The organism is Candidatus Latescibacter sp. (assembly GCA_030692375.1).
Classification (GTDB): Bacteria; Latescibacterota; Latescibacteria; order Latescibacterales; family Latescibacteraceae; genus JAUYCD01.
In genome coordinates, this window is sequence record JAUYCD010000243.1 from 1 (window position 1) to 6,892 (window position 6,892).

Consider the following 6,892-nt stretch of genomic DNA (forward strand, 5'->3'; position numbering starts at 1 on the left):
GAAAGTCAAAGACTTTTCAATGGTTACGTCATTTCCACAGCTTTCTTATTTTTTCATGATACTTTTGACAGTACCCCATTATAATGTATTTTCCCGTTGAAAGTCTGCCTTCGGGATTTTGGGGACTGTATTTTTTTGGCATTTTATACAACTTTTTCCCCTTTTATATATATCACCATTTTTTGGTGTTGTCAAATTATTATGTGTTTTCCCAAGTCGAATTTCAAAGAAAAGCATTTACAAATTCAAAGGAGATTGCTGATCTGATAAAAAATCTTTGTTTTTTCCATCATAAAAGAATAAGTTTATGCAGTGAAGAAAAAATGACCGGATTCTCTATATTTCAAGACTGATGATGCGGCAAAAAGTATTAAAATGCTCTCTGAATTGACGAAAACCTCACCCGGCCTTCGGCCACCCTCTTCTATTCAGGAGAGGGTAATAACATAGCCAGCAATGAGTTACCACCTCTCCTGACTAGGAGAGGGGGACAGGGGGTGAGGTTTAATAACACCAGAAAATAATGTAAAAATTACTTTTTGCCGGATCATCAAGACTAAAACAGAAAATAATATATCACGAAAAGAGGAGGAGTTATGGAAAATACCGTTGACAGGAGAACTTTTTTAAAAACAGCCGCCGCCGCTTCCGCCGCTGTAACCGTTCTTAAACCTGGAACTGTTTTCGGTTCCGCCGCGAATTCGACTGTCAGGCTCGGAATTATCGGCTGCGGGGGCCGTGGAACCGGAGTGATCAGCTCGATGGTAAGAAATACCGACAGCCGTATCGTCGCCATTGCCGATCTTTTCGAGGATCAGCTCACGAAAGGCCGTGAGAATCTCAACAGGGTCAACCGTGAAAAGGGGCATCCCCAGATCGAGGATTCCCACCTCTTTCTCGGCTCCAAAGCCTACCTGCGGCTTCTCGACCTGAAAGATGTGGATGCCGTGCTGGTCTCCACTCCGGCCTTTCTGCACCCGGTGCACCTGGAAGCGGCGGTGGATGCCGGGAAACATGCCTACTGCGAGAAACCGGTCGCAATCGATCCGGCGGGAGTGAAGCGCATTCAGCGTATCGGGAAAAAAGCCGCAGGGAAAACGACCCTGGTGGTCGGGTTCCAGATCCGTCATGCAACTCCTTATGTGGAAATGGTCAAGCGCATCCAGCAGGGTGATATCGGGGATATTGTCACAGTGCAGGCATACTATCTGGCCGGCTCGATTCCCATCAAATGGCGCGATGATGTACCGCAAGATGAGGCCCGGCTGCGCGCCTGGTTCTGGGACCTGGCTCTGTCCGGAGACATTCTGGTGGAGCAGGGCATCCATGTGGTGGATATCATGAACTGGGTATTTAAAAGCCCTCCCCTCAAGTCCTTCGGCGCCGGCGGAAGGGCGGGCAGGAACGATCGCGGGAATGTCTGGAGCCATTACAATGTCATCTTTGAATATCCGGGGAAAGTTCATGCGAGCTTCCAGTCCACCCAGTTCGATCCCGGTTATGGGGATGTCTGTGTCCGCTTTTTCGGAACCAGGGGAGTCGCGGAGGCCCATTACACGGGAGGAGTGTTCATCAAGGGAGAGAAACCCTGGGATTCCGGAGTGGTCAGGGGAACAGCCGAGACGGTCACCAAGGAGCAGTGGGCCGCCGGGGCGTTCAAATCCTCGCTCGATGACGCCGACCCGAACAAGCAGAAGGCTTTCATAGAAAGCATCAAATCCGGGAATCTCATCAACGAGGCGGACGCCGGCGCCGAATCCGCACTCACGGCAATGATGGGCCGGACTGCGGCATACACGGGCAGGGAGGCCACCTGGGACCAGATGATCCGTTCCAACGAACGGTTCGACCCCAGGCTGGACCTCACAAAGTTCGACAAGAAGGGATAAAAAAGATAGTCCAATGCCCAAAGTGAAAAGTGAAAAGATGAGGCAAAAAAAGGCTTTTACACAGGTGGTAAAACAGTTGCATTGGAAAAACGTCATGCCGAACTTGTTAAGGAGAATGACAGTTGATTACAAAATTGAAAAGAAGATCGTTCATGCTGGCTGCCGCTTCGGCTGCCGCTGCCCCACAGGTTCGGGCGGCGGATAACACGTCTGCTAAGGGGCGCGACGCCTCCCCGGACATGCCGCTGGGCATCATTATCGGGGCGGACAACCCGGAAAAAGAGCTGCTGCGGGTGAAGGAACTCGGATTTACTACCTGTCAGCTCACTGTGGGAGAGTATTCTTCCAAACTGGCCGTGCGGATACGAACGACCCTTGAAAAACTCTCCCTGAAACCGACTTCTCTCATCTGTATGGGGCCGGGAAAATACGTCTGGAATTTCTACGAAGGCCCTGCGACTATCGGCCTTGTCCCCCGTGAGATGAGAGCCGAGCGTATTACCCGTCTGAAACAGGGAACGGATTTCTGCCGTGAAGCAGGAATCCCCGCGGTGTGCGCCCACTTCGGCTTTATACCCGAGAATCCCAATGACCCTCTCTACAAGGAATTCATTACCGCCATGAAAGAGGTCGCCGGATATGTGAAAGACCGGGGGCTTTCCATCTATTTTGAAACGGGCCAGGAGACGCCTGTCACCCTTCTCCGGGCTATCGAGGATATCGGAACCGGCAACCTGGGGGTGAATTATGACACCGCGAACCTCATCCTCTACGGCAATGCAAACCCGGTGGACGGTCTGGATGTTATCGGCAAGTATGTGCGCTCCCTTCATGCCAAGGACGGGATGTATCCCACCAATCCCCGCGAGCTGGGCAAAGAGACGCCTATCGGCGAAGGGAAGGTTGATTTTCCCGGGGTGATCCGTAAGCTGAAAGATTTGAATTTCAAAGGCCATATCACCATCGAGCGTGAGATCAGCGGTCCCCGTCAGGTCGAAGATATTCTCCAGTCGAAAAAGTTCCTGGAGAACCTTATCAAGACTGTGTAATTTGAAAAGGGAATTGTATGGACAGGATTTGATTTTCCAGTTATCTTTGGCAATCCGGTAAAAAGTAAGTTGTACATTATTTTCTGGTGTTTCTTTACCTCACCCCCTATCCCCCCCTCCTAGTCAGGAGAGGGAGTAACTCATTATGCGCGTTGTTACCACCCTCTCCTAATTAGGAGAGGGTGGCCGAAGGCCGGGTGAGGTTTTTTAAACGTGGGCAGCAACAAGAAACTTTTGGCCAGATCATAATCTTTGCTCAATTATATTTGACCGTTTGTTCTTTTTACTCCAGGGGAGGCCCCATGCAGTCGATTCATCCGCTCGACTATGTCATTATCCTGCTCTATTTTGCGATAGTAGTACTGGTGGGAATGTATTTTTCCAAATTCATCAAGCAGGCCAAGGATTACTTTGCCGCCGGAGCGGCTGTGCCCTGGTGGCTCGCCGGGGTATCACTCTGGATGGCCTCGTTCAGCGCGCTGACCTTTGTCGTTTACTCACAGATGGCCTACAAGTACGGTTTTGTGGCAATCTCCATGTGCTGGACTGTCATTCCGGCCATGATCGCGGCTTCCCTTTTCCTGGCGGCTCGCTGGCGCCGTACCCGGATCATGACCCCGCTCGGATTCCTGGAGCAGAGGTACAACAAGACCCTGCATCAGGTATTTGTCTGGACCGGGATTCCCCTCCGCATGGTGGATAATGCTCTGCGGGTATTTTCCACCGCGGTGTTCCTTGCGGTGGCGGTCGGTCAAAGCTGGTTTACCCTGGAAATATGCATCGTGTTTGTGGGTATCATCATGATCCTGTACGCCATCCTGGGCGGGCAGTGGGCGGTGCTGGTCACCGACTTTTTCCAGGCCATCATCCTCTGCTTCGGCGTTGTGCTCCTTCTGCCTCTGACCTTTAGCGCTATCGGAGGTATCAAGCAGCTTTTCACCCAGACGCCACCGGGATTTTTCCTTCCTTTTGCGCCCCAGCATGGGTATGGTTTCTTTGACTGGCTCATGTTCGCACTCATTACTACCATCTCCTACAACGCCAGTTGGGGCCTGGTGCAGAAATACAATTGTGTGGCCAAAGAAAAAGACGCCAAAAAAGTCGCCATCACGATGGGTGTTCTCTCGTTCGTAGGCCCTCTCATCTTCTTCATCCCCGCCATGGCCGGAAGAATTCTTGTTCCCGAGCTCATGGACAAACCGGGCGGAACCGCCGAGGCCTATGTGGCGGTTTGCCTTAAGGTTCTTCCGGTCGGGGTCATGGGCCTTATTGTCGCCGGTATGTTCAGCGCCACCCTCTCCACTCTCGGGAACGAATACAATGTTCTTTCCGGTATTCTGACCAAGGATTTTTACCATAAAATCGTACGTCCTGATGCCGATGAGAAGAACCTCCTCTTTTGGGCAAAAATCAACGCCGCCCTGGTAGGAAGCTTGACCATTCTCTTTGCCATCGGGATAAATTACATCAGGGGATTCAACCTCTGGGACATCCTGGTGAAGGCATTCGGAGCGCTGGCGCCGGCCATGATGCTTCCCCTTCTCGGCGGGCTCTTCATAAAAAAGATCAATTCACGAGGCGCCCTTTTGGGAATAATCTGCGGCATGATGTCAGGTGTGACTCTCGTGGCTGTCAATGCCGTGCTTTTGAATGTATACAGCGCCCAGGCGGCGGTAGATCCCAATCTTTCCTACTGGCTGAAACAGGGTTACAATTCTGTCTCCATCTTTATTAACATCACGGTTACTGTCCTGGCAATGTGGCTCGGCTCGGCCGGTTACAAGAGACCTGATGAAGAACAGCAGCGGGTGGATGAATTTTTCAAGCGCATGGATGTGGTCAGCAATGTGGAAATCCCTCAATCCTCTGGGGAGAAACAGTCGCCCTTCATGGCGGTAGGCATCGCACTGGTCGTTTTTGGTTTTGCCTTCCTGCCCATCGGGCTGTACATGGGCGGGAGAGCGCTGATGATTGACGGAATTGTGGGAACGCTCATGATGCTCCTGGGTTTGGCGCTCTGGCTCCCAAACAGGGCAAAAAAGTAAAACGGTTATGTCGTTAAGTAAACTAAGGTGATCATCCGACAAGGTTAATCCCCCCTACCCCCCTTATTAAGGGGGAAAAAGAAAATTGTTCCTTTTACTATGTAAACATTTATTAGGATTTGACAGAACACCCTCCTTAAATTCCCCCCTTAATAAGGGGGGATGCCGAAGGCAGGGGGGATATTTAAAGACACAAGAGTACCCAATTTCACTTATTTACTGTATGTTCAGGAGACACCGCATGACCGACCAGACCCCGCTTTCCATTGCCAGTAAGACCATCGAACCCGAAGTCATATATGTAACCCCCGGCGACAGAGTCATCCTCCGTGAACTCGCGGCCCAAACAGCCGAACTGGCAGCCCGTCCGGTCGAGGCTGAGAAGCGCGACCTCTGGTATGATCACAACGCCCTGGAGCCGACGCGCCCCCTGGTCTTCTGCGACCCTGAGAATGGCTGGAACGAGATAATCGCCGAGGGCAGTCTCCGCTGCACCGGCGCACTGGCCCGGGAATGGGAGATGACCCTGCGTAAGGAAATTTTCTGGGGCGGGTCCATGGGCGATGACCGCGTAGTGCAGCAGTATTTCGAGGTCCCCTATGTCTATTCGGAAACCGATTGGGGGATGCACGAGACAAGAATCGGCGGGAAAGACGGCGGCTCCTATATCTGGAAGGCGCCGATTCGGACCTGGAATGACATTGACCGGCTCCGCATTCCTGAAATCACCGTGGACTGCGAGTCTACCGGACGCCTCGTCGCGCTGGCGAAAGAGGTCCTGGACGATCTCCTCCCTGTACGGCTCAAGGGCAAGTGGTGGTGGAGTATGGGGATGACTATGACACTGGTGTACCTCCGCGGGCTCGAACAGATCATGTATGACGCCTACGACTATCCGGAAAAACTCAAAGAGCTCATGTCCTTCCTCAGCGCGGGGACAATGGCCCGCCTCGATTTCCTAGAGCGCAACGGCCTTCTCAGCCTCAACAACGACGGCACCTATGTGGGTTCGGGCGGGTTTGGCTGGTTGCGGGAGCTTCCGCAGGCCGATTTCACGGGCCGTGTGCGCACCCGGGACATGTGGGGATTCGCGGAAAGCCAGGAGACCATCACTTTCTCCCCCGCCATGTTCGAGGAATTTATTTTCCCTTACCAGCTTCCCCTCCTGGGGCGGTTCGGGCTCAACTGTTACGGCTGCTGCGAGCCGCTGGATAAGCGCTGGCACGTCGTGGAGCACATCCCCCGGCTGAGGCGCGTTTCCGTGTCCGCCTGGGCTTGCATACCGGACATGGCTGAAAAGCTGGGAACCCGGTACATCTTCTCTTACAAGCCGAATCCCGCGGAGCTCGCGGTTCCGGTGATGGACGGGGAGCGTGTGCGGAAAAACCTGCGGGAGATGCTGGACACCACGAAGAACTGCCGGGTGGAAATCATTATGAAGGACAATCATACCATCGGAAAAAACCCTGAAAACGTCACGCGCTGGTGCCGTATCGCCCGCGAAGAAGCGGAGAAATAAAGAAAAAATATTAGACATGATTGACAGGATTAACAGGATTGGAATAAAACATGAAAATAAAATCAACTGGTTATGTCATTAAGTAAGGTTGATGATTGTATGTTTAGATGCCGAAACAAGTTCGGCATGACACGTGTCATCCTGAACTCGTTTCAGGATCTAAATGTACACAATAATTTCAAAAATACTTACCAAATGACATAACCGGATATAATCTTGTAAAATCTTGTAAATCCTGTCTAATTATTCGGTTCTTCTCCAAAAGAGTTGGTTAAGAAATTTACTTACAAGGGTTGCATTGAGGAAATGATCTCAATCCAACCCTATTCGAAATATGTTGTTAGTTGCTGTCAAGCCCAAGCAAGTCAGCCTTCGGCTGAGGCTTGACAG

Annotated in this window: 4 protein-coding genes; all 4 read left to right on the forward strand. The window is 51.7% G+C overall.

Annotation, left to right across the window (positions count from 1 at the left end; translation table 11 throughout):
- The first annotated feature begins 596 nt into the window (after nucleotides 1-596).
- The 4 genes from Q8O92_14670 to Q8O92_14685 all read left to right on the forward strand — a co-directional run bounded on the left by Q8O92_14670 (nucleotide 597) and on the right by Q8O92_14685 (nucleotide 6,502).
- Nucleotides 597-1,889 (forward strand): Gfo/Idh/MocA family oxidoreductase, encoded by a 1,293-nt coding sequence (locus Q8O92_14670; GenBank protein ID MDP2984560.1) that lies wholly within the window; start codon nucleotides 597-599, stop codon nucleotides 1,887-1,889.
- Between the two features lie 122 nt (nucleotides 1,890-2,011).
- Nucleotides 2,012-2,938 (forward strand): sugar phosphate isomerase/epimerase family protein, encoded by a 927-nt coding sequence (locus tag Q8O92_14675; GenBank protein ID MDP2984561.1) that lies wholly within the window; start codon nucleotides 2,012-2,014, stop codon nucleotides 2,936-2,938.
- 302 nt (nucleotides 2,939-3,240) lie between these two features.
- Nucleotides 3,241-4,983, forward strand: coding sequence for a hypothetical protein (locus Q8O92_14680; protein MDP2984562.1), 1,743 nt, complete (start codon nucleotides 3,241-3,243; stop codon nucleotides 4,981-4,983).
- A gap of 241 nt (nucleotides 4,984-5,224) precedes the next feature.
- The gene (locus Q8O92_14685) at nucleotides 5,225-6,502 is read left to right on the forward strand and encodes a hypothetical protein (GenBank protein ID MDP2984563.1); all 1,278 of its coding nucleotides are present in this window, start codon (nucleotides 5,225-5,227) and stop codon (nucleotides 6,500-6,502) included.
- Nucleotides 6,503-6,892: the final 390 nt, after the last annotated feature.